Source organism: Rhodococcus sp. RDE2, assembly GCF_020885655.1.
GTDB lineage: Bacteria > Actinomycetota > Actinomycetes > Mycobacteriales > Mycobacteriaceae > Rhodococcus > Rhodococcus pyridinivorans.
In genome coordinates this window covers 4,952,766-4,972,679 of sequence record NZ_AP025186.1, presented here as the reverse complement: position 1 = coordinate 4,972,679, position 19,914 = coordinate 4,952,766, and the positions used below count along the sequence as shown (strand labels likewise).

The 19,914-nt window shown below is 61.7% G+C and carries 14 protein-coding genes and 1 pseudogene; 10 read left to right on the top strand and 5 right to left on the bottom strand.

Annotation, left to right across the window (positions count from 1 at the left end):
- Nucleotides 1-9: 9 nt before the first annotated feature.
- Complete coding sequence (locus LPH33_RS23115; protein WP_006550545.1) at nucleotides 10-1,104, bottom strand: acyl-CoA dehydrogenase family protein; 1,095 nt, start codon at nucleotides 1,102-1,104, stop codon at nucleotides 10-12.
- Nucleotides 1,104-2,255 carry an acyl-CoA dehydrogenase family protein gene (locus LPH33_RS23110; protein ID WP_229566249.1) on the bottom strand — a complete coding sequence of 384 codons (1,152 nt, stop codon included), beginning with the start codon at nucleotides 2,253-2,255 and terminating at the stop codon, nucleotides 1,104-1,106. The genes LPH33_RS23115 and LPH33_RS23110 overlap by 1 nt, the downstream gene beginning before the upstream one ends.
- 275 nt (nucleotides 2,256-2,530) lie before the next feature.
- Between LPH33_RS23110 and LPH33_RS23105 the strand changes: the two genes are divergently transcribed.
- The 8 genes and pseudogenes from LPH33_RS23105 to LPH33_RS23070 all read left to right on the top strand — a co-directional run bounded on the left by LPH33_RS23105 (nucleotide 2,531) and on the right by LPH33_RS23070 (nucleotide 12,855).
- Nucleotides 2,531-3,229 (top strand): helix-turn-helix domain-containing protein, encoded by a 699-nt coding sequence (locus tag LPH33_RS23105; protein WP_085989293.1) that lies wholly within the window; start codon nucleotides 2,531-2,533, stop codon nucleotides 3,227-3,229.
- A gap of 741 nt (nucleotides 3,230-3,970) precedes the next feature.
- The gene (locus LPH33_RS23100) at nucleotides 3,971-5,665 is read left to right on the top strand and encodes a flavin-containing monooxygenase (RefSeq protein ID WP_229566247.1); all 1,695 of its coding nucleotides are present in this window, start codon (nucleotides 3,971-3,973) and stop codon (nucleotides 5,663-5,665) included.
- A gap of 22 nt (nucleotides 5,666-5,687) precedes the next feature.
- Nucleotides 5,688-7,056 (top strand): annotated as a pseudogene (locus LPH33_RS23095) (ISL3 family transposase).
- Nucleotides 7,057-7,118: 62 nt separating this feature from the next.
- Nucleotides 7,119-8,567, top strand: coding sequence for an aldehyde dehydrogenase (locus LPH33_RS23090; protein WP_193902750.1), 1,449 nt, complete (start codon nucleotides 7,119-7,121; stop codon nucleotides 8,565-8,567).
- A gap of 233 nt (nucleotides 8,568-8,800) precedes the next feature.
- Nucleotides 8,801-10,048: a CaiB/BaiF CoA transferase family protein gene (locus LPH33_RS23085; RefSeq protein WP_193902751.1), complete on the top strand. Its 1,248-nt coding sequence runs from the start codon at nucleotides 8,801-8,803 to the stop codon at nucleotides 10,046-10,048.
- 274 nt (nucleotides 10,049-10,322) lie between these two features.
- Nucleotides 10,323-10,607: a YciI family protein gene (locus LPH33_RS23080; RefSeq protein ID WP_193902752.1), complete on the top strand. Its 285-nt coding sequence runs from the start codon at nucleotides 10,323-10,325 to the stop codon at nucleotides 10,605-10,607.
- A 376-nt stretch (nucleotides 10,608-10,983) separates the two neighbouring features.
- The gene (locus tag LPH33_RS23075; RefSeq protein ID WP_229566245.1) at nucleotides 10,984-11,889 is read left to right on the top strand and encodes an alpha/beta hydrolase; all 906 of its coding nucleotides are present in this window, start codon (nucleotides 10,984-10,986) and stop codon (nucleotides 11,887-11,889) included.
- A 165-nt stretch (nucleotides 11,890-12,054) separates the two neighbouring features.
- On the top strand, nucleotides 12,055-12,855 hold the full coding sequence (locus LPH33_RS23070) for a crotonase/enoyl-CoA hydratase family protein (RefSeq protein ID WP_229566244.1): 801 nt from the start codon (nucleotides 12,055-12,057) through the stop codon (nucleotides 12,853-12,855).
- Between the two features lie 429 nt (nucleotides 12,856-13,284).
- On the opposite strand, the gene LPH33_RS23065 is transcribed toward LPH33_RS23070, so the two are convergent.
- Nucleotides 13,285-14,217 (bottom strand): alpha/beta hydrolase, encoded by a 933-nt coding sequence (locus tag LPH33_RS23065; protein ID WP_039584517.1) that lies wholly within the window; start codon nucleotides 14,215-14,217, stop codon nucleotides 13,285-13,287.
- A 430-nt stretch (nucleotides 14,218-14,647) separates the two neighbouring features.
- Between LPH33_RS23065 and LPH33_RS23060 the strand changes: the two genes are divergently transcribed.
- Together LPH33_RS23060 and nudC are read left to right on the top strand one after the other, a co-directional pair.
- A complete protein-coding gene (locus tag LPH33_RS23060; protein ID WP_039584518.1) occupies nucleotides 14,648-14,944 on the top strand; it encodes a Dabb family protein in 297 nt (98 codons plus the stop codon).
- 73 nt (nucleotides 14,945-15,017) lie between these two features.
- Nucleotides 15,018-15,944, top strand: a complete 927-nt coding sequence (nudC, locus tag LPH33_RS23055) for an NAD(+) diphosphatase (RefSeq protein ID WP_229566242.1) — start codon at nucleotides 15,018-15,020, stop codon at nucleotides 15,942-15,944.
- A gap of 862 nt (nucleotides 15,945-16,806) precedes the next feature.
- Here nudC and LPH33_RS23050 read toward each other — a convergent pair.
- Together LPH33_RS23050 and LPH33_RS23045 are read right to left on the bottom strand one after the other, a co-directional pair.
- On the bottom strand, nucleotides 16,807-18,453 hold the full coding sequence (locus LPH33_RS23050; RefSeq protein WP_229566240.1) for a flavin-containing monooxygenase: 1,647 nt from the start codon (nucleotides 18,451-18,453) through the stop codon (nucleotides 16,807-16,809).
- 209 nt (nucleotides 18,454-18,662) lie between these two features.
- Entirely contained in the window at nucleotides 18,663-19,808 is a 1,146-nt protein-coding gene (locus LPH33_RS23045) for an acyl-CoA dehydrogenase family protein (RefSeq protein WP_060655078.1), read from the bottom strand.
- Between the last annotated feature and the right edge of the window lie 106 nt (nucleotides 19,809-19,914).

The following is a 19,914-nucleotide window of genomic DNA, read 5'->3' as shown; positions in this document are numbered from 1 at the left end:
CTCATGCACTCAGTCAGGACGTGAACGTCCCGAAACAGCATCGAGATAGGCAGAAGCTGGACCCGTGATCCGCGTACCCTCGACGATCATCGGCCAGGTCCCGTCCATACCGGCGTCGACAGCAGCACAGCTGAGCTGACGCTCCCAGAACGCAGCGGACCCGAATTCCGAACGCCACTGCAACGCAGGCAGGGTGAGCCGATGGAGGGTGTGCTCATGGGTGGTGCCGATTGCGCCGTGCACTTGGTGAGTGTTGCGCACCGCCACAGCCAGCGCTTGCGAGACCACACTGCGGGCCACTGCGACACGAAACGCCGAAAAGTCGCCGGCAAGATCGTCGGTAACAGCATCTGCGAGAGCAGTGTCGACGGCGGCACCTGCAAGGACGGACTCGGCCGCAGTGTCGACCACGAGGTTCTGCACGGACTGGAACCGCGCCAGAGGGCGCCCGAACTGAGCGCGGTCGGTGGTGTGCGCAACCGCCGAAGCCAGCATGCCCTCCATAGCGCCGACACATTGGATAGCACGGATGAGAGCGCCGCGCAGGACATAGCCCTCGACGGCACGAGTGTCCACCGGTGACCAAGTAACGTCACCGTCGACCTGGACCGACCCGAGGGGCACCTCGGAGATCCCCTCGACCGCCTCGACGGTCAGCCGATCGGTGGGCACGTCCGCGAGTTCGTAGCCCGCATCGACCCGACGCACGCATACAACGGACCCGGTGACACCAGCCCACGGCACACGTCGCGCGAGGCCGTCCGCCCTCAGGACGGCGACGGTCGCTGTGTCCGACGATGAGTCGTCGAGGCCGGCCGCACGCCGCAAGGGACCTGCCAACAGATCGGTCTCGGCGAAGGGCACGGCCACGCCGCCAGCGGCGGTCGTGCGCAACAGAGCAGCGGCCTCGACCCAACCCGCGCCGCTGCCCCCGGTCTCCTCGGGTGCGGTCAGCCTGGCGAGTCCGACCGCACCCAAGGTGGCCCACACAGCGGCCGGATCCGGTTCGATGTCCGGCCCCGAGTGCCCAGCGACAAGATCGTCCATGAGGTCCTGGAGATCTCGGTCTACGGCAAGATCGATTGTGATCGCGGTCGTGGTCATCAGCGCATCCCCAGCCCCCGCGCGATCACGCCGCGCAGGATTTCGTTGGTACCGCCGCGGAGTGTGAACCCCGGACGCTGGTGTAGTCCGGCTCTGCACAGAGCCCCGATTTCTGCCTGCCCGTCCATGCTCTCGTCGCCCAACCGATCAGAGACGTACTCGACGAGGTCGCCTTCTATGCTGGTACCGAGGAGCTTGACCAGGGCGGCGGCGGTGTCGGCCTTCTCGCCACGTTGAAGGGCTCCGGCGATGTTCTGGCTCAGTGCGTGCAGTCCGACCATCCGGGCCACAGAACGTCCCAGATCGGTGCGCTCGGGCAGCAGTCCCTTTCGGACCGCGCCGATCTCGGCAGCCAGGAGCCGGAAGGTCGAAAGGAAACGCTCGGGTCCACTGCGCTCAAAGGAAAGCTCCGAGTTGACCTGTTCCCATCCATTGCCCAACGTGCCGAAGACCATGGCGTCGGGAACGAATACCTCGTCCAGAACCACCTCGTTGAAGTGGTGGTCGCCGGAGAGGGAAATGATCGGCCGGATCGTCACGCCTCGGGAACGGAGGTCAACGATGAACTGGCTCAGTCCCGCGTGGCGGTGTGCCGTGTCGAGTGGTTCCGTGCGGGCCAGCACGATGAACGCCTCAGCGTGGTGGGCGCCCGAGGTCCACACTTTGGTGCCGGTGACGGTCCAGCCGCCGTCCACGCGGGTGCCGCGGGTCCGGACACTGGCTAGGTCCGATCCTGAGTCGGGCTCACTCATTCCTATGCCGAAGAAGCACTCACCTGCGGCAATTCGGGGAAGGTACTTGTGCTTCTGCTCTTCGGTGCCGTACTTCAGCAACGACGGCGCAATCTGGCGGTCTGCCACCCATTGCGCTGCAACCGGTGCGCCTACTGCGAGCAGCTCCTCGGTGACGACGAAACGCTCGAGATGGGTCCGGCCGTGCCCGCCGTACTCGGTCGGGATGGTCATTCCTACCCAACCGTGCTCGGCAAGGCGGCGGGTGAAGTCCTCGTCCCACCGGGTGAGCCAGGTGTCGATGCCCGGCGTGAGTGTTCCTGCCGCAGTTTCGTTGTCGATAAAGGTGCGTACCTCGGCGCGTAGAGCATCCATTTCATCAGTGGTCACCGTCGTCGGCGGCGCGACGGAGGAATTCATAGTGCCTCCATAGGAATTTCCGGCTGGGGCGACGCCCGACATGCTCGCGTGAGTTTCGCCGCCGAGTAAGTGGCGGTCGGATCGGGGGCGAACGCCGACCCCCTCTCGGGGGACACTATCCAGTTCTCGACATCTACGCAATAGCGAATTATCTTACGTAGTTATGTATCGGTTGGAGGGGTTCTCCCTGTTGATAGGCTCACGAAATGGCTGACACTCCTGGGCCCCCCGGAGCCGTGCCGGTCGAGAAGGTTCCCGGCCGTCCCCGGCACCGCATGGTCGATCGGGTGGCTTCGATCCTCGAACTCGTAGCCCGGTCCGAAAACGGCCTCACCCTCACCGCTATCGCACGGGCACTCGCCGCGCCCGTCAGTTCGGTCCAGGGCCTGATCAACGGCCTCGTCGCCGTCGGCTACCTCGACGAGCGCGACCGGATCTACACCCTCGGCACCGCACCCTATCTTCTCAACGTCATCGCCGGCCGACCTCCGGTCACCTCGATCAGCCATGATCAGCTCGAGCAGGTCCACGCCGAGACCGGGTTGACCACCACACTGTCCACATCTGTCGGCGACGACCTGTTCTACGTCGATCACGTTTCTTCCGACCCGCATTACGCATACCTGGCAGAAAACCGGGTGCGCCGATCCCTCCTGCGCACCTCTGCAGGATGGCTCTTGCTGGCCGATCGCGATCAACGTGACATCTGGGCGTACCTCAACTCTCGACCACCCACCGACGCCGACTTCGTCGAGCGCTTCCTGCACTCACTCGATGAACTCGAGAACACCGGCGTATGCGTGGCACCCGGTGTGGCCGTTGAACATGCAGACGGGGTATCGGTCGCCCTCCGAGAACGCGGCCGGACCATCGCCACCCTCGGCGTGGTCGGGATACGGGAAACCATCGTCGAACGGCAGGACGAACTCGTCGAGATCTGTCTGCGGTACGCCACCAAGTGGGGCTTTCGCTAACCTGCACCATGGACACTGGCTCCTCGACGAGTAAGTCGACCCTGCTCGACGTCCGTGTCGACCGACGCCGCACCCCATCATCCCCGGCTTACGCAAGAACGGACGAGGGTCGTCGCGGCCACTCGGTAAGCGACCGCATCCGTGAGCAACACGCGACGGTCAGGCGGCCGCCTCTCGGACGAGCGTGACCCTCACATCGCGATCGGACCCGCCTGCTCGATCTCGCCACCTGACCTAACAGATGATCGATTCCCGGTGTGCCGCTCGGTCGCCGGATCCATCGGAGGGCGCGCTTCCACGCGGCGCGACTTCCGGATCGAACGCTGCAGACCGTAGCGGTCGGCAGAATCCTGCAGACGCCTTCGACCACAGCGGAGGAACCGAGGGTCCGCACTCGTCGATGTGCCGTCGACACCAAGGAATTCCGCCTGCACGCGCCCGAGTGTCAAACTCCCCCATTGACAACGAACACCCCTTGTCCCGACATGGTCTCCCCTCGACTTCAGAAGACGCGCGAACCTCGCCGCAGAGCGCCTATCTACTTATTTACGTATTTTTATTCCTAGTTGCGGATTCTTTGGTGGGTCGTTATTGTCGATTCATTCCATCTCCGTGACCCATGCCACACCCCATACGCAACGAGGTCGCAACTCCGACAGGCCGTTTGACTTTCGGAAAGCAAAGCCAGACACAACGCCCCGGAATTCTGCCCGCACGTCAGCCTCGGAAAGGTCTAGGCCCATGACATCAACCCATCTCCCTGAGCACGCCACGACGGAAACGCAGGATTGCGACGTCATCGTGGTCGGCGGCGGTTTCGGCGGGATCTACCAGCTGCGCCACCTTCGGGACAGAGGGTTCTCCGTAATCCTGCTCGAAGCCAGTGGAGGCTTCGGTGGGGCCTGGAGCCTCAACCGCTACCCAGGTGCACGAGTCGACAGCCATGCACCCGTCTACCAGTTCACCGATGAATACCTTTGGAAGGACTGGAACTTCTCACAGATGTTCCCGGACCACGAGGAGATGCGCAGTTACTTCGACTACGTCGACTCCAAACTGGACCTGAGCAAGGACTCGCGCTTCAACACCAAGGTCGTCAGCGCGACGTTCGACGAGGACGAGCGGATGTGGACTCTCGTCTCACAGAACGACGAGAGCTTCCGCGCACGCTTCGTCGTGTTCGCAACGGGATCGACTACCGAACCCTACATCCCGAATATCCCTGAAATGAACGCCTATCGAGGTGAACTCGTCCACACCGCGCGGTGGCGAGACGATATCGACATGACCGGAAAACGAGTTGCCATCATCGGTACGGGCGCCAGCGCAGTCCAAGTAGTCCAGGAAGCCGGCCCTGTCGTCGAGAAACTCACCGTCTTCCAGCGCACGCCGAACCTCTCGTTGCCCATGCACCAGGAGCACCTCACCGAGGAGAGGCAGGCGGTCCTGAAGGAGACCATGCCGGATGTGGCGGACAAGTGTCGCGAAACCTTCGCCGCGATCGACTACGAGTTCGATCCCCGAAACGGCGTCGACACATCCGAGGAAGAGCGTCTCGCACTGTTCGAACGTCTGTGGAACCAAGGCGGATTCGCATTCTGGCTCGGGAACTTCTCCGATTATCTCTTCAGCGAAGAAACCAACTCGATGGTCTACGAGTTCTGGAAGAGCAAGATCAAGCCGCAGATCCTCGACCCGGTGAAGGCCGACCTGCTGGTGCCTGACGTAGCTCCGCATCCGTTCGGAGCCAAGCGGCCGGCCCTGCACCAGAACTACTACGAAGTGATGAACCAGGAGAACGTCGAACTCGTCTCCATCCAGGAGGCACCGATCACCGGGTTCACAGCAACCGGAATTCGCACATCCGATGGTATCGAGCACGGAGAGTTCGACATCATCGTACTCGCAACCGGATTCAACAATAATACGGGTGCGCTCACTGCAATGGAGGTCCGCAACTCCGCTGGCGTCACCCTTGGTGAGAAGTGGCGCAAGGGCGTCGACGCATACCTCGGCGCATTCACCTCCGGTTTTCCCAACGCCATGTTCGTGTACGGTCCGCAGAGCCCCGCCGCCTTTGCGAACGGGTCCACGAACGCGGAGCTTCAAGGTGAGGTCATGGTCGAGTTCCTCGAATTTCTTCGGTCGGAGGGCTTTACCCGGTTCGAATCGACTCCCGAAGCTGACCAGGCCTGGACCGATCACATCAACGGTACCGATGACATGGCACTGTTCAAACATGCAAAGTCCTGGTACAACGGCAGCAACATCCCCGGCAAGAAGCCTCAGATGCTTCAGTATCTGAATGGGCTGCCCATGTACCTGGATTTCTGGCACAAGGAAAAGGCGGCAGGATACACCGACGGACTGCGGGTATCGTGGCTCTTCGCACTTGGTAGGGGCGGGTGTCGATCGACCCCGTTGCCGTGTCGGTGATTGAAAAAGGGCCCGCGCCCTTGTGAGCTGGGTGTTCTCAGGCATCCAGGACAGCAAGGAACGCGGGCATGCACCACGGTAGTTCATTGCTGCTCGATCTCGACGGCGTCATCGTCGAATCGGTGCAGCGCACGGTCGAGGGCAGCCGGATCGTGCAGATCGCGACGGCACCCGAATGGGTCGGGGTCTGTCCGGAGTGCGGGCAGAAGTCCACGCGTTCGAAGGGTTGGGTCACCACCAGACCGCGGGATGTGCAGGTCGGACCCGACCGTCCGCTGTTGGTGTGGCGGAAACGGAAATGGTTGTGCACCAATACCTCCTGTGCCCGTAAGGTGTTCACCGAGTCGACGCCGGGGGTGCCGTCCCGGGCGCGGGTCACGCCCCGAGCGAAGGCGCTGCTGGTCGAGGCGGTCCTCGACGGGGACCGGTCGGTGTCCGCGGTCGCGGGCGACTACGGGTGCGCCTGGCACACCGTCCACGGCCACCTCGTCGTGGTCGCCGACGCCGCCCTTGGCGACGAACCCGAACCGGTGGTCGTCCTCGGGATCGATGAGACCCGACGCGGGAAGGCGAAATGGGAAACTTGCCCCGAGACCGGGGAACGGAGATGGGTGGACCGGTGGGACACCGGACTGGTCGACCTGACCGGCGATCAAGGGTTGCTGGCGCAGGTCAACGGGCGCACCTCCGCCGTGGTGATCGACTGGTTCGACGCCCGCGACGAGGCATGGAAGGCGCAGATCACCCATGTCGCGATCGATATGTCGTCGGTGTATGCGAAGGCGGTGCGCGAGGCATTGCCGCACGCGCAGCTGGTGGTGGACCGGTTCCACCTGGTCAAGAAGGCCAACGAGATGGTCGATACCGTCCGGCGCAGGGTCACCCAGGCCGAGCGGGGTCGGCGCGGCCGCAAGAGCGATGTCGAATGGATCAATCGACGACGGCTGCTGCGGGCCGCGGAGCGCCTAACCGATGAGCAACGATCGACACTGTTCGAGAAGCTGACCTCCGCCGACCCGCACGGGGACATCGCCGCCGCATGGATAGCGAAGGAACTGCTGCGCGATGTGTTGCGCTGCACCGACCGTGGTGGTCTGCGATACGAGATCCGAGATGCGCTGCACCGGTTCTACACGTTCTGCGCGGCGTGCCGGGTCCCGGAGATCGGCAAGCTGGCGACGACCATCTCGGCGTGGCAGGAACCGATGATCCTGGCGATCACCTCCGGCCTGTCGAATGCGCGCAGTGAAGGCTACAACCGCATCGTCAAGCACGTCGGCCGCATCGCGTTCGGATTCCGTACCCCGGAGAACCAACGCCGCCGGGTACGGTGGGCCTGCACTCGACGGTCACGTCGGGTCGCACCCAGCCGGCACCAGTACCACTGCTAACTGCGAAGAGCCGGTATCGTGAGGTTTCGCTCAATCGGATTCAACCTCGGAAGAAGTGAATAATGCCTGTCATCAACAGCATTGAACGTGAACTTTTCTTCATCGACGGCCAATGGCGCAAAGCGAGCACCTCCGATCTGGCACCGGTGTTCGAGGCAGCAACCGAGCGCCCCCTGGGTGTTGCTGCGATGGGCGGACCCGAGGAGATCGATGCGGCTGTGCACGCCGCACGGGCCGCACTCCAGAAAGGACCGTGGGGGCGCAGCACCCCTCACGAGCGAGCTGCAGTGATGCGGCGCTTCGCCGACAGCCTCGAGCGTCGAGGAAGATCGACTGCAGAGCTCGTAAGCCGGCAGACCGGAATGATTTCCTCCTTGTCGGTGAGCACAAGCGCAACAGCTCCGGTAGCAATCCTGCGGTCGATGGCAGATCTCATCGAGAAACGTACATTCGAGACACGCCGTCCCAGCAGCATGGGCTCTACCATCGTTCGAGAAGAACCCGTAGGAGTCGTCGGCGCGATCACTGCCTGGAACTATCCGCAGCTCTTGGCCATGGCCAAGATCGGGCCGGCACTGGCTGCAGGATGCACTGTAGTTCTCAAGCCGGCGCCGGAGACGTCACTCGATGCGTATGTACTTGCAGAGGCAGCCGAGGAGGCCGGTCTACCACCTGGCGTCCTCAACATCGTTGCCGGTGGCGTTCATGCAGGCAAAGCTCTTGTAGCCCATCCCGATGTCGACAAGATCGCCTTCACCGGATCTACTGCAGCAGGTCAAGCGATCGGTGAGGTCGCCGGCCGCAGTTTCAAGAGAGTCTCCCTGGAGCTCGGAGGAAAGTCCGCAGCCATTGTGCTCCCCGATGCCGACCTCGACGTCTTTGCCGGAGGCCTCAAAGACGCCGTGCTCAAGAACGGGGGACAGACATGCACCACCAATTCCCGCATCTTGGTTCCCCACGGTAGGTCCAGCGAGATCATTGACGTTCTGGCGTCCTACGTAGACGGATTGGTCATGGGAGACCCACTCGACGAGTCGGTAACCATGGGCCCCATGGTAAGCGAGCAGCATCGGGAGCGGGTGAGGAGTTACATCCGCCTGGGTCAGTCCGAGGGATTCCGAACGATCCGTGGCGGAACCGACTCCCCTGAGCAATGTCCCCGCGGCTGGTTCGTGTCTCCCACCATCTTCGAGGGTGTCGATAATCGCAGTCCGCTGGCACAGGAAGAGATTTTCGGACCTGTCATCTCCGTCATCCCTTATGAGACCGAAGAGGACGCCATCAACATGGCGAACGACACACCATTCGGTTTGGGAGGAGTCGTCTTCACGGAAGACACCGAACACGGCTTGGACGTCGCGTCGCGTATTCGATCCGGAACCGTGGGAGTGAACTACTACTCCCTCGATACCGGCTCCCCGTTCGGTGGCGTGAAGAACAGCGGAGTCGGCCGCGAATTCGGACCCGAGTCCCTGGACTTCTACCTCGAGTACAAGTCGATATACGTCTAGGGTTCGCAACGCCCGCAGACTCTCCATATCGCCCCGACAGTGCGCCCAGCCGGAGACTTCATCCCGATGGAAGGACCGAGTAGCAACACGGGGCATGCCCGTAGCCTTCAGACTCGCTGACTATGGGCAACTACCGGCGGTCGATGCAGTTCAGCGATGGCTGAAGATCGCCGTTCATGCTTTGTCCTTCCCTCCGGAGGCCAGCGACTTCCAACCGCACAGAATGAGCAATCATGCCTGAATCCTCATCTGCCATCCTCCCGGCCGAGACTCGAGAATCCGCATCCGAGACTCTACGTCCGCGGACCGGCGCACTCACCGACATCCGGGTCGTCGATCTTTCGCGGGTGCTGGCCGGCCCGCTGTGTGCGCAAGTGCTTGCCGATCACGGTGCCGACGTGATCAAGGTGGAGCCACCGACTGGTGATGACACACGCAGCTGGGGACCACCTTTCGTCAAGGATGACCACAGTGCCTACTTCGATGGCTTGAACCGCAACAAGCGGAACATCAGTGTGGATCTGCGTACCGAGGCCGGCCAACAACTGCTGCGCACCATGCTTGCCGAAGCCGACGTCGTCATCGAAAACTTCAAGGCAGGCACACTTGCGAAGTGGGGACTTGCCGACGACGTACTCGCCGGTCAATTCCCACAACTCGTGCACTGTCGAATCACCGGGTACGGAGTCGACGGGCCGCTCGGGGGTGCTCCCGGCTACGACGCAATTCTCCAAGCCCTGTCGGGGCTGATGAGCATCAACGGTGAGCCCCACGGTGATGCCATGCGGATCGGGATCCCTCTGGTCGACATCATCACGGGTCTCAACGCTGTGAACGGCATCCTCATGGCACTCCACGTGCGGCACAAGACCGGACGCGGGCAACTCGTGGATCTGGCACTACTCGACAACGCTGTGTCGATCCTGCACCCACACGCCGGCAAGTGGTTTGCCACCGGCGTCGCGCCGGAGCGGACGGGCGTGGCACACCCGACGATCTGTCCCTATGAAACGTTCACCTGCGCCGATGGCCCCTTCTTCATCGGTGCCGGCAACGACCGGCAATTCCGCGCTCTGGTCGTGGCGCTCGACGCTTCAGACCTGGCCGACGACCCGAGATTCGTCACCAACTCCGACCGGATGGCAAACGCAGCTCAACTGCGCGACATCCTCGGCGGCCTCGTCAAGGCCTGGCAGCGCGAATCTTTGGCGGCTCAGTTGCGTCGGGCCGGGGTGCCGTCGGGGTCGGTCAACAATGTCGGAGAGGCCCTTTCGCTACCGCAGGTCCGTCACCGCAAGATGGTGGTCGAGTGCGACGGCTACCGAGGTCTCGGCGTACCTGTCAAACTCGCTGAGTCCCCCGGTGCTGTGCGGTTCGGGCCGCGCGACCGTGGCGCCGATACCGATTCTGTACTGACAGAACTCGGTCTTCTCGAGGACGATATCGAGCGACTGCGCGCTATCGGGGCACTGCCCGAGTAGCGGCCACCTACACGGCGGTCCTCGGCCACCTCTACCAGCAGAGCCCGTTCCACACACAGCTACCGGCAAGGGCACCGACCGTATGCAAGTCACACCGTCGTCCAACCGTTGAACGCCGATCGCGTTCTCTCCGTTCTATATTCGCTGTCGTTCACCAACAGGTGTTGCAAAATAGGACACTGGTGACCTCATCCCTGCTTCTAGCGTTCTCAAGTGCGCATTCTCCTGAATATCCGCACCGTTCCACATCCCGTATCCCACTCAAGGAGTGACCATGGCCCTGTTCGCTGTTATCTGGTCGTACACCACTGACACATCCGTCAAAGAGGCCGCCCATGCCGACCACCTGGTCTTCGTCAAGGACGCGGCCGCCAAAGGCGTGCTGCAGGAAGCGGGCGCCTGGGCCGACGGGGCCGGCGCGCTGCTCGTGTTCAAGGCGGACAGCGAAGCAGACCTGCAGGCCCTGCTCGCCAAGGACCCCTATGTCACGCAGGGTGTTGTCGTCGACCAGAGCATCTACCAGTGGAAGCCCGTCATCGGCCCCCTCGTAGGGATCTGAGGACGACCCGGCTGCTCCACCTCGGTGGAAGGAAGTTGCAGCATCTCTACATCGAGTTGCAATCAGCACTCTTCCAGTAGCTTCGGCACAAACGACCCGCACAACTTGCATCTGTGCGTTCGCATAGTGAGCGACGGATGCAAAGAGTTCGATCAGCGACATCCCGGAACCATCACATCACCGCCTCGACGCCGAACCGATGTGGCGATCGATGGGTACCGACATTTCGACAAACCGAGGCAATCGTTGACCTTCCCTAGCGGCCTTTCCGTTCAGCCGACTGGGTGGGATGACACCGTGCGTACGCGATACACGAGCTTCACACCTTCCTGATCAGGCAATCTCCTTCTCGACCGGTGATGAAAGTGAGCAACACATGTCCGTGAGCAAAGAATCGCTGTTCCTCAACGACCTGTACTCGTCCTGGCTTCGACGGTCCGAAGGTATGGATCTCGCAGGTCAGCGAGACATGTTCGAAGAATGGCATCTTCCCACCATCGATCCCACCGATGTCACGTATGAAGAAGTGACAGCCAACGGTGTGCCGGCAACATGGGCCAAGCCGCTGGGCGCCGCCGAAGACCGGGTGATCGTCTTCACGCACGGCGGCGGATTCGTGACAGGTTCACGCTTCTCCCATCGCAAGCTTGCAGCACACCTCGCCAAGCTGGCAGGAGTTCACGCACTCGTGGTGGACTACCGGCTCGCGCCGGAGGCAAAGCATCCAGCACAGCTCGAAGACTGCATTGCGGTGCACAAGTGGCTCCGTACGCAGGGCTACAAGGCAGAACATACGGCGACGGTCGGCGACTCGGCGGGCGCACATCTCGCCATCTCGACAGTGTTCGAACTTGCGGGTATGGCACTACCCATTCCGGCCGCCGTTGTCGCTCTTTCGCCGTGGCTCGACATGGAGATCAAGGGGTTGACGATCGAATCGAACGACGCAGTCGACGTCCTGGCCAAGAGGGCAGTCCTCGAGATGATGCGGGAGAATTTCCTGACCGACCTCTCGGAAGCGACGGACCCGCGGGCAAACCCCCTGCTCAGGGACTACACAGACTTCCCTCCCGTCTATGTATCGGTCGGCGGCTATGAGACTCTGCTCGACGACTCGCGCCGGGTCGTCGAGTTGATCGAAAAGGCAGGGAGCGAAGGCGTGCTCGACGTGGTCGACGAACAGCAGCATGTCTTCCACTTCAACGCGGGACGAGCACCCGAGGCGGATCAGGCACTGAACCGGATCGCTCAGTGGCTACGGCCGAAGTTGGGGCTCGACTGAACACCGCATGTAGGGCGTGCAACTGAAAGCAAAGCGCGCCGACGAAAGAGGACGTGTCTCGACGGCGGTCTGCTTCGACCAGACCGCCGCCGAGTCCGTTCGCATGCGAGTCAGCAGTGCACTATCCGAACCATCGATTGCAGTGAAGATCGGGAAGACACATACATGGAAAATCCAGTTCTCGTAGAACGCGACGGATTCATCGAAACGTGGACGATCAATCGGCCGGCTGAACGTAACCCAGTCTCAGGGATGGATGTCGTCGACGCATTGATCGCATGCGTGGATGCCGTCAACGCCGATTACGGAGTACGCGCTGTCATTGTCACCGGCGCGGGATCGACCTTCTCCGCCGGCGGCAACGTCAAGGACATGGCGAATCGCCAGGGACTGTTCGGCGGGAAACCTCACGAACAACGCGACGGCTATCGCGCCGGGATACAACGGATCCCACGAGCGATGTACAACTGCGACGTACCTTTGATTGCAGCCGTGAACGGTCCCGCAATCGGTGCCGGGTGCGACCTCGCCCTCATGTGCGACCTCCGAATCGCCAGCGAAAAAGCGTTCTTTGCTGAAAGCTTCGTCAAGCTGGGCATCATCCCGGGTGACGGGGGTGCGTGGCTGTTGCCGAAAGCGGTCGGTATGGCGCGGGCGGCCGAGATGATCCTCACGGGCGACCGTGTCGACGCAACACAGGCTCTCGAGTGGGGATTGGTCTCGAACGTCGTTCCTCCCGATCAGCTGCTCGACGAAGCTCGTGCTCTCGCCAACAGGGTGGCCGCCAATCCTCCGCACTCGGTACGGATGGCCAAAAAACTCCTGCGTGAAGGGCAGCACCAGAGCCTCGACAGTCTCCTCGAACTGTCCGCTGCTCTGCAGGCGCTGGTTCAACAGACCACCGATCACACGAGAGCAGTCAACGCCCTCATGGAGAAGCGCCCTGCCGCATTCACCGGCGAGTGACGATGCCTCACGTAGCAAGCTCCTCGATCAGCGGTGCGGACACGTGGACGTTCGGCACGGCAATCGCATCAACAGGAACGATGTCGAGAAGTTCGACGAGTCCTCTTCGATCGAGCACTGGTCTACTGACTGTTACCTCAGTGCCAGGGGCAGGACGAGGAGCATGTTGTTCACCCGCCCGAGTTCAGACGTCTCCACCTCCCCTGAGTTGCCCGAAGAGGAACCGGACGACCGTATGCATGTCTCGTGCACATCCAGCGCTCGAAGATCGTGTGCCGGCGGGCCCGCCACTTCGAGGAGCCCGCGGCTGGACCAGGCATGGGCTCCACGAGGACCTGAGTGCAACACGCCGGCGGGCACGCGCTGAGCGAGCAACGGGCGGCTGTGCTCGTAGCACATGACTGCGGCACAGCCAGCGGTTACTCGTACTCAGCGAGCGAACTGTTTGCCGAGGAATTCGACAACCGCGCTGTGCAATTCAGCGCTGCGCGGAACTGCACCGGTCATCCAGTACACGCCATGGACAAGACCGCTATACAGTTCGACCTGGACCGGGACACCCTGTTCGGTCAGCATCCGCCCGTAGTTCAGGCATTCGTCGCGGGTGACCTCGTACTCGTTGACCAACATCAGCGTGGGAGGAAGCCCCGCCAAGCTCTTCGCCTTGGCCGGCGAGGCGTACGGGTTCTCGGCGTCTTCCAGTGTGGCCAGGTACTGCTCCCAGAACCAGCCGATTGCTGCCGCGGTGATCAAATATCCCTCGGCATTCTCCTCCCATGACGGGAAGCGTGCCGTGCCGTCGATAACCGGATAGACCAAAACCTGAGCACATAGGGCCGGTGAGCCGGTATCACGTGCCCGAAGGGCGGTGACGGCGGCGAGATTGCCACCGGCACTGTCGCCCATGATGGCGACACGCGTCGCATCACCACCGAAGTCGGCGACGTTGTCGACTACCCAATTCAGAGCAGCGAACGCGTCTTCGGGTGCGGCAGGGAACTTGTGTTCGGGAGCGAGCCGGTAACTCACGGCGGCCACGATGACCCGGGCGTCCGCGGCCAGCGCGCGACACGGCTGCTCGGTAACGTCGAGGCTGCCCGCAACCCATCCGCCGCCGTGGATATACACCACAACCGGCAGGGGCGCATCGGACTCCGGAATGTACAGACGCACGGCCTGATCGCCATCCGGTCCGGGGTAGACCGTGTCGACGACACGAGCAAGATCCGCTTTCGGCGCCTGCAGTTCGCTGAAGGATTCGATGACCTCACGGACTTCAGCGACACTCATCTGCTCGAACGACCTCAGTCCCTGCTCGTTCAACGTATCTATCAACTGCTCGACTACAGGATCGAGTGCCATGGTGATCTCCTTGATGTGATAGGCGGACTGGTCCATCGCCGAGTCGGTGGAGTCACACTACGAGGAGGCCCGAGCGGACGAGTGTCCGAAAACAACACACCTGTCCGTCTGTCCCTGTTCTCGGAGATGTGTGTTGCACAATCGGACACACCGAAGGTCCATCACTGTTCTACCGTCACCCACGTGACCCACAGACGGCCAGAATCTCCCCATCACCGTTCGATGACGGGCCGGCACCGCGAGGGACCCACCGGAGAACGGGTTCACCCCCGAGGCGCTCTCGAGAAGTGGGTTCCCCTGTACGTCCGCGGACTGTGGGGAGGGATGTTCGGTCGCCGCACGTCATGGTGAGGGCACATCAGCGGCTCTGAAAAACGTGCCGCTCACTTCGGGTGTCGAGCTCGAATTATGCTTCCAGAGAGGGATTATCATGTTGCATCATGTCGTAACATTCAGTTGGAAGAAGGACATCACCGACGAGCAGGTCGAATCGTTCCACAAAGCTCTTGACGCGATATCGGCGAGCATTCCCCAGGTCGTCGAGTTTCGTTACGGAAGGGACCTCGCCCTCAAGCCCGGGATCGGCGACTATGCAATATCTGCGATCTTCGAAGACGTCCCCGCCTTCCGCGCATATCTGGTCCATCCCGATCATGTGCGCCTCGTTGAAGAATTCATTTCGGTGATGTCCGAATCGTACTCGTCGATCCAGTTCGAGTTTGCCTGACGGCAGTGCCGGCCGCACGCGCACGAACGAAGTGCCGGTCGACATGGTCGCTCGTTGCGGAAGGTTGTGATCAATGGTGAACGCTGACGGTGTCGGGGGTGCTCTTCCTGGTGATGCCTTGAGTCGCCCTGTGGCGCTACGTGACGATGCGACCGTGCAGGCGAGGGCATGGCCGGATGCGCGGCTGCTTCGCGTGAACGGTGCCGGTCAGGTTCGTCTCATCGATGGACAACTGCTCCTCGAGTCGGCTGCCGACTATTGTTCCCAACCTCCGACACACGCGGTCTTGTTGGGAGTCGTTGGTACGGTGCATCAATGGGCTGTACGGGACGAGTTTCTCACGGAGGCCCCCACGGAGAGCGTGGGCATCGAGTTCGGTGACCTGCGGTCACACGGAGCGCTTCTCGATGCCGTTGATGCCGAACGGTATCTCACCGCGCAGGCCCTGCTGATGTGGCAGGACGAATCCCACTTCTGCGCCAAGGACGGGGCGCCGATGACGATCACCTCGGGTGGTTGGACGCGCGTGTGCACTGCGTGCGGTCGGGAGGAGTACCCGCGGACCGATCCTGCGATCATTTGTCTGGTACATGACGGGGCGGACCGCGTGCTGTTGGCGCGACACGCGGCGTGGCCGGCGCGGAACTTCTCGACGCTGGCGGGATTCGTCGAGGCCGGCGAGTCGCTCGAAAGCTGTGTGGCGCGGGAGATTGCGGAAGAGGTCGGTCTCGTTGTCTCCGACGTAGCCTACGTCGGAAGTCAGCCATGGCCGTTTCCGCGTTCCCTCATGCTCGGCTTCCACGCCGTCGCCGATCCTCGAGAACCGCTCATCTTCAGTGATGGTGAGATCTGCGAGGCTGTGTGGTGCTCCCGCGCGGAGGTGAAGGAGGCCCTCGCCGCCGGCGACTGGGCTAGTTCGGTCGATGCGCCCGTGTTGCTGCCGGGGAAGGTCTCGATCGCACGGCGCATGCTCGAGGCATGGGTGCGAACTGCTAGCTGAACGTCCGGATCGATCGCCGCCGACCTGACATCGTGATACAAGGGTCGCTTGTGGTCGACGATCCGGAGTCGCAAGGCGAGGGCACACGCTGCGGCAGTCCTGATCTGCATCGTGTGCCCTTTTCCTCGGGTGTGTCGGTGCTGAGTCCTGTCAGCCGCTGCCGACAGGACTCCCATCGGCGACGAATGGCCGCTCACCCGGGAGGAGGTGATGCAGCTCAGCGGAATGGCGACGGATACTGGTGTTGTATAACGGAATTAAGTATTATGTTCGTGTCGACAGTATTGTGGTTGCCGGCTGGCGCGGCCCACTTGTCGGCGGTTCGTCCCACGAGCATCCACCACGGGCAACATGGTCGCCCCGCGGTGTGCATGCAGTGGCGGCGAGGCGGCGTGCCTCCATCTCCGGGCACGGGCAGATCCCGATATCCCCCTGCGTTCGGGCTGCCGGGGTCCCGCTTCGGCGATCGACCGATAGTCGAAGCGGGGCCTTCCGTCCACTTGTCGATGCCGCCTTATCGGCGACCTCCGCTCGATCCCCCAACACGTCAGGGTCGTGGCTACACCCCTCCAGGTCCGTCATCGGTTCGGTTTGAACCAGAACTCTGGACAGTCGACGCTCTCGCTTGGGCGATCCACGTCGTGTTCGTGTGATGGCGTTTGATCAGCCTCGCCTACATCGTGACCGCATCACCGATGCTCGCGCCCCTCTCGTCTACGGCGACGTGCTCGAAGACAATGCTCTCGGTTCTATGATTGCCCCATCGACGCAGTCGATGTCCATCGGGGAGCAGGGCAGTGAGCCCCGTCGAACGGATGCTTGGGCTACTGGGGGACCCAGTAGCCCAAGCGTGTCCGTCTCGTCAGTCGGTCTCGTAGGTGTCGTAACCGTTGGACTTGATTTCTTCCCAACGAGCAAAGTACTGAGGGACTCCTCCTGAGTAGTTGAGCATCTGCGCCGGCTTACCGGGCACGTTTGCACCCCAGTACCACGAACGTGCCTTTGTGAACATCGAGTTCACGAAAAGCTCGTCGACGTGTGCGCGCCACTGCTTCTCGGACTCTTCGGTGTTCTCGAACCGTGTCGCCCCTTTCTCGCGCAGGTACTCGAGGAACTCGACGACGATCTCGCCTTGGTACTCGGCAGATGTCGGGCCGTTGCAGAACCCGGACGGGCTCTGAGGTCCGTACAGGAACATCATGTTCGGGAATCCGCGGGTTGACAGGCCCAGACACGTGTCGACACCGGACTTCCACTTGTCCTGAATCGTCAGGCCGTCGACGCCGGTGATATCGATGGCCATGATCCCACCACGGTTGTTGTCGAACCCTGTTGCCAGTACGAGGAGGTCGCATTCGATGACACCGTCGTCGGTTTCGACACCATGCGGCAGCACCCGTCGAATCGGCGTGACGTTGGAGTCGATGACATCGACATTGTCCTGATTGATGACATCGAAGTAGTCCTGTTCGAGGGAGGGACGCTTGACGCCGTAGGGGTGCGGAGGCGTCTCCGGTGCGACGATTGCCGCCTTCTTGGGGTCGGTGACCCGTTCGAGGACCTTGCCACGCCAGAAGTCGTAGAACGTACGGTTGGCCTCCTCATCTACAAGGATGTCCTGGAAGTTTCCGAGCCACATCTCGAAACCACCTTCTGCCCACATCTTCTCGTAGATCGCGTCGCGCTCTTCCTTACTCAGGTCGGTGGCGTTCTGCGGAATGAAATCGAAGTCGAAGCCGGCAAACGCCTTGTAGCGCGTAGCAAACCGCTCGGAAAGTCCCTTCCGGAAGTGCTCGTTGTCGTCATGGGTGAGTTTGCGTTGCTGCATCGGAAGTGCCAGATTCGGGGTGCGTTGGAACACGGTGACGTGTTCGGCCACATGACCTGCCTCCTGGACGACCTGCACACCGCTGGCGCCGGTACCGATGACGACAACTTTGCGGCCACTCATATCCACGCCCTCTTGAGGCCAGCGCGCAGTGTGGTAGCACTCACCGGCGAAGGAATCGAGCCCTTCGAGATTCGGATACAGCGGCTTGGCGCCGAATCCTGTGGCAACAATGACCTGCCGTGCCTTCTGGATCTTGCCGTCGGCGGACCGTACGGTCCACTGACGGGTTTCCTCGTCCCACGTGCATGCTTCGGCGAAAGTGTCGAACACGACGTCGCGGGTGAGGTCGAGCTGTGAGTCGACGTAGTTGAAGTACTCACGAACCCCTTGGTGGCCCGGATACAGTTCGGTGAAGTCGTACTTCTTCCACAGGTCCTTGTACGAGAACTGGTAGATCTGCCCGGTGCTGTCGGTACGGGCTCCGGGATAGCAGTTCCACCAACAGATTCCGCCCAATCCACCCGCGGCGTCCCAGACATTGACGGTGAAACCGAGATCGCGCAGTCGGTCCAATGCGTACAGGCCGGAGAATCCTCCCCCGATGATCAGAACATCGAGTACGTCATTGTTCGAGTGCGAGCCGCTGCGGGTCGCTGTGGCGACCTGGGATTCGGTCATGTGGTCCTCCTGGAGATTTCCCGGGACGGGTGCTTCCGCCCGGACATCTACGACGGTAGAAGCGAACATGTGATGTGAAGTGTCCGAAATCGAGTCAAGACATTTCAATACGGCACACGTATTGATAAGCAGCGCAAACTAATTCGCTTACCATGCGGCATTCGAACCTTCTGCACTCACGACAGAACGATCGGTACACGACGCCGAGATCAGAAGCCCAGATCGCGACCGATCAGTTCTTTCATGATTTCGTTCGATCCCGCCCAGATCTTCGTGACCCGGGCATCCCGCCAGGCTCGTGCCACTCGGTACTCGTTCATGTAGCCGTATCCCCCGTGCAGTTGCACACAATGATCGAGGATCCGGTTCTGGATCTCGGCAGTCCACCACTTGGCCTTGGCTGCATCGATCGGTGTCAACTTCCCCTCCGAGTGGGCTTCGATGCAGCGGTCGACGTACGCCTGTGTCACGTCGAGCTGTGTCACGAGTTCGGCAAGCAAGAACTTGTTGTGCTGGAACGTTCCGATGGACTGCCCGAATGCCTTTCGTTCTCGGCAGTAGTCGATCGTCTCGAGCAGAATCTGCGCAGCGTGCGCGAGATTGGCAATGGCGCATCCGAGTCGTTCCTGGGGCAGGAAGGACATCATGTGGATGAATCCTCGATCGAGCTCGCCGATCACGTCGTCATCGGTGACGCGCACCCGGTCGAGGAAGAGTTCAGCGGTGTCTGCTTCGTCCTGTCCGACCTTGTCGAGTTTGCGGCCACGCTCGAATCCGGGCAAGGAGGTGTCCACGCCGAAGAGGGTAATTCCCTTGGCCTTCTTCGATGGAGAGGTACGTGCCGGAATGATCACCAGGTCTGCAGAGTAACCGTTGGTGATGAATGTCTTGGCACCCGAGAGCAACCACCCGTTGCCGTCCCGCACTGCGGTGGTCTTCAGTGCGGCCAGATCCGATCCCCCACCGGGTTCGGTCATTCCGATGGCGGTGAGCACGTCCCCGGAACACAGTCCTGGGAGCCACCTCGCCTTCTGTTCGTCGGTGGTCAGGTGCACCAGGTACGGCGCCACGACGTCACAGTGAATACTCACGCTCGACGCCAACGCGGCATTCATCTTGGCCAATTCCTCGATGAGAACCGCATTGAAGCGATAATCCCCTGCCTCGACGCCTGAATATCGTTCGGGTACTTCGAGTCCCAACAGGTCATGCTTACCCGCGGCAAGCCAGAACTCTCGCGGCAATGCCCTGTTGGCACGAACGTCGGCGGCCAGGGGCTCGAACCATCGAGCGAGAAACTCGCGGACAGAGTGTCGGTAAGCCTCGTGATCATCGCCGTACACCGTTCGCTTCATGATGGGTCATCCTTCGGATCGGGTGGACGTCACCGTCCAGACGGACGATGTGAGGAGGCAAGGAGTGATTGCCTACCCCAGATCATCGTCTCGTTCACCGTGCCGT

Bases quoted from the DNA above. Each gene is read 5' to 3' on its own strand.
- LPH33_RS23100 (WP_229566247.1), top strand. From the start codon at position 3,971: ATGACATCAACCCATCTCCCTGAGCACGCCACGACGGAAACGCAGGAT.
- LPH33_RS23060 (WP_039584518.1), top strand. From the start codon at position 14,648: ATGTTGCATCATGTCGTAACATTCAGTTGGAAGAAGGACATCACCGAC.
- LPH33_RS23090 (WP_193902750.1), top strand. From the start codon at position 7,119: ATGCCTGTCATCAACAGCATTGAACGTGAACTTTTCTTCATCGACGGC.
- LPH33_RS23080 (WP_193902752.1), top strand. From the start codon at position 10,323: ATGGCCCTGTTCGCTGTTATCTGGTCGTACACCACTGACACATCCGTC.
- LPH33_RS23110 (WP_229566249.1), bottom strand. From the start codon at position 2,255: ATGAATTCCTCCGTCGCGCCGCCGACGACGGTGACCACTGATGAAATG.
- LPH33_RS23085 (WP_193902751.1), top strand. From the start codon at position 8,801: ATGCCTGAATCCTCATCTGCCATCCTCCCGGCCGAGACTCGAGAATCC.
- LPH33_RS23115 (WP_006550545.1), bottom strand. From the start codon at position 1,104: ATGACCACGACCGCGATCACAATCGATCTTGCCGTAGACCGAGATCTC.
- LPH33_RS23050 (WP_229566240.1), bottom strand. From the start codon at position 18,453: ATGACCGAATCCCAGGTCGCCACAGCGACCCGCAGCGGCTCGCACTCG.
- LPH33_RS23075 (WP_229566245.1), top strand. From the start codon at position 10,984: ATGTCCGTGAGCAAAGAATCGCTGTTCCTCAACGACCTGTACTCGTCC.
- LPH33_RS23070 (WP_229566244.1), top strand. From the start codon at position 12,055: ATGGAAAATCCAGTTCTCGTAGAACGCGACGGATTCATCGAAACGTGG.
- nudC (WP_229566242.1), top strand. From the start codon at position 15,018: ATGGTGAACGCTGACGGTGTCGGGGGTGCTCTTCCTGGTGATGCCTTG.
- LPH33_RS23105 (WP_085989293.1), top strand. From the start codon at position 2,531: ATGGTCGATCGGGTGGCTTCGATCCTCGAACTCGTAGCCCGGTCCGAA.
- LPH33_RS23045 (WP_060655078.1), bottom strand. From the start codon at position 19,808: ATGAAGCGAACGGTGTACGGCGATGATCACGAGGCTTACCGACACTCT.
- LPH33_RS23065 (WP_039584517.1), bottom strand. From the start codon at position 14,217: ATGGCACTCGATCCTGTAGTCGAGCAGTTGATAGATACGTTGAACGAG.